At 75.2% G+C, this 1,530-nt stretch carries 1 protein-coding gene and 1 pseudogene; both read right to left on the bottom strand.

Annotated elements, in window-relative coordinates; translation table 11 throughout:
- Window positions 1-22: 22 nt before the first annotated feature.
- Window positions 23-1,030, bottom strand: coding sequence for a sirohydrochlorin chelatase family protein (locus AN218_RS11220; protein ID WP_171908650.1), 1,008 nt, complete (start codon window positions 1,028-1,030; stop codon window positions 23-25).
- A gap of 106 nt (window positions 1,031-1,136) precedes the next feature.
- Window positions 1,137-1,530: pseudogene (locus AN218_RS38115) on the bottom strand (ATPase); the annotation flags it as partial.

The raw sequence follows: 1,530 nt of genomic DNA, 5'->3' as shown, positions 1-1,530 counted from the left end.
GGCGGCCGCCGGCCCCGCGGACTCAGCGTGCCGCGAGGCCCTGCGACGTCTGCTGGTGCGGAATGCCGAGCTTTGTCGCGTACGTCGAGGCCACCAGCTTGCCCACCGCCGGGTAGGCGCCCAGCGGTTCGGCCACGGCACAGCCGGCCTCCGCCGCCGCCGCGTCCAGCAGCCCTTCCGGCACCTCCGGCCCGATCAGGCAGGGCGCGACGGCGAGTTGCTGCGAACCGGCCTCCCGGAGCTGCTCCGCTACGCGCGCCACCGCGCCGGCCTCGTCCAGGCCCGCGGCCAGTACCGGAACGGCGAGCCGGGCGGCCAGCAGCATGCCGGTGATCCCGGCGGCCTGCACCGCCTCCTCGCCGCCCACGGAGGCGAGGATGATGCCGTCCGCGGCGGTCGCGACCGTGAACAGCCGGGCGCGGTCCGCGCGGGCCAGTCCGGCCTCGGAGAGCTTCACGTGCACGCCCTCCGCGAGCAGCGGGTGCGGGCCCAGCACGTCGGTGAGTTCCGCGCCCGTACCGCTGGAGAGCACCGCCTGCCGTATCTGCCGCATGCCGGCCGCGTCGGGACCCGCGAGCAGCGGGATGACCAGCGCGACGAGGCGCTCCTCGGCGCCCGTCTTCGGGGCCCGGCGCGAACCCGTGCCCTCCGCGCCCGCATCCGGCCTGGGGCCCTCGCCGTCCTCCGCGGCGGCGGCCTCGACGGCGGCCAGCTCCGCGGCGCGCTCCTCGGCCTCCTGCTGGTCGGCCGCGGTCCGCGTCAGTACGCCCCCGAGCGTCGGATACTCCTCGCCGTCGCCCTCCACGTAACCGATCCGCGCGTCCAGGCCCGGCAACTCCGAGCGGGCGATGCTGAGGATCTCCTCGGCAAGGCTGCGGACGGCGCTGGAGGGAACGCCGGGCACGGCGAGTACCAGCGCGGGAGCGTTCTCTGGTGCGACGACAGGTTCCGGCTTGCGGTGCCTTCCGGGCCTGCGTGGACGCGGCATTCGTACTGGCAGGCCGTTGTCCGGGTCAGTGGGGGAGCTCATGCGCCCGCATGTTAATGCCTTGTGGGACCTCGCAGTTCAGGCGGGGGAGACTGGCCGGAAATGCCCTTTTGGTCCTGTGGAGGCTTGTTCCTGTTTGCCGGTTTTCTCAACTCACGGAGAGAAGTGCGTCATCCGGCGGCAATCGCAGCGTGTCCTCGGCCAGCCGCGCGGCGACGAGGAGCGCGCCGTCGAGCGGCCCGCCCTCGGCGGCCACGACCCGCGCGTGCGGCAGCCGCCTCCCCAACTCGGCCCGCAGCGGCTCCAGCAGGGGCGCACCGGTGCGGAACAGGCCGCCGGTGAGGGCGACTTCGGCCCCCTGCGCGGACGGGCACACCGCCTCCGCCGCCATGGCCGCCTCCCGCGCCGCGGCGCGCATGATGCCCGCCGCCACCGGGTCCTCCTCCGCCGCACAGGCCGCCACGTCCGGCGCGAACGAGGCCAGCACCGCGGGCCGGTCCGTACGGGGATAGAGCAGGCCGGGCAACTTGTCGGGGGGCGCG

Source organism: Streptomyces nanshensis (assembly GCF_001751255.1).
GTDB lineage: Bacteria > Actinomycetota > Actinomycetes > Streptomycetales > Streptomycetaceae > Streptomyces > Streptomyces nanshensis_A.
Note: the sequence above shows the minus strand (reverse complement) of the source record. Positions and strands in the feature narration are given on the sequence as shown.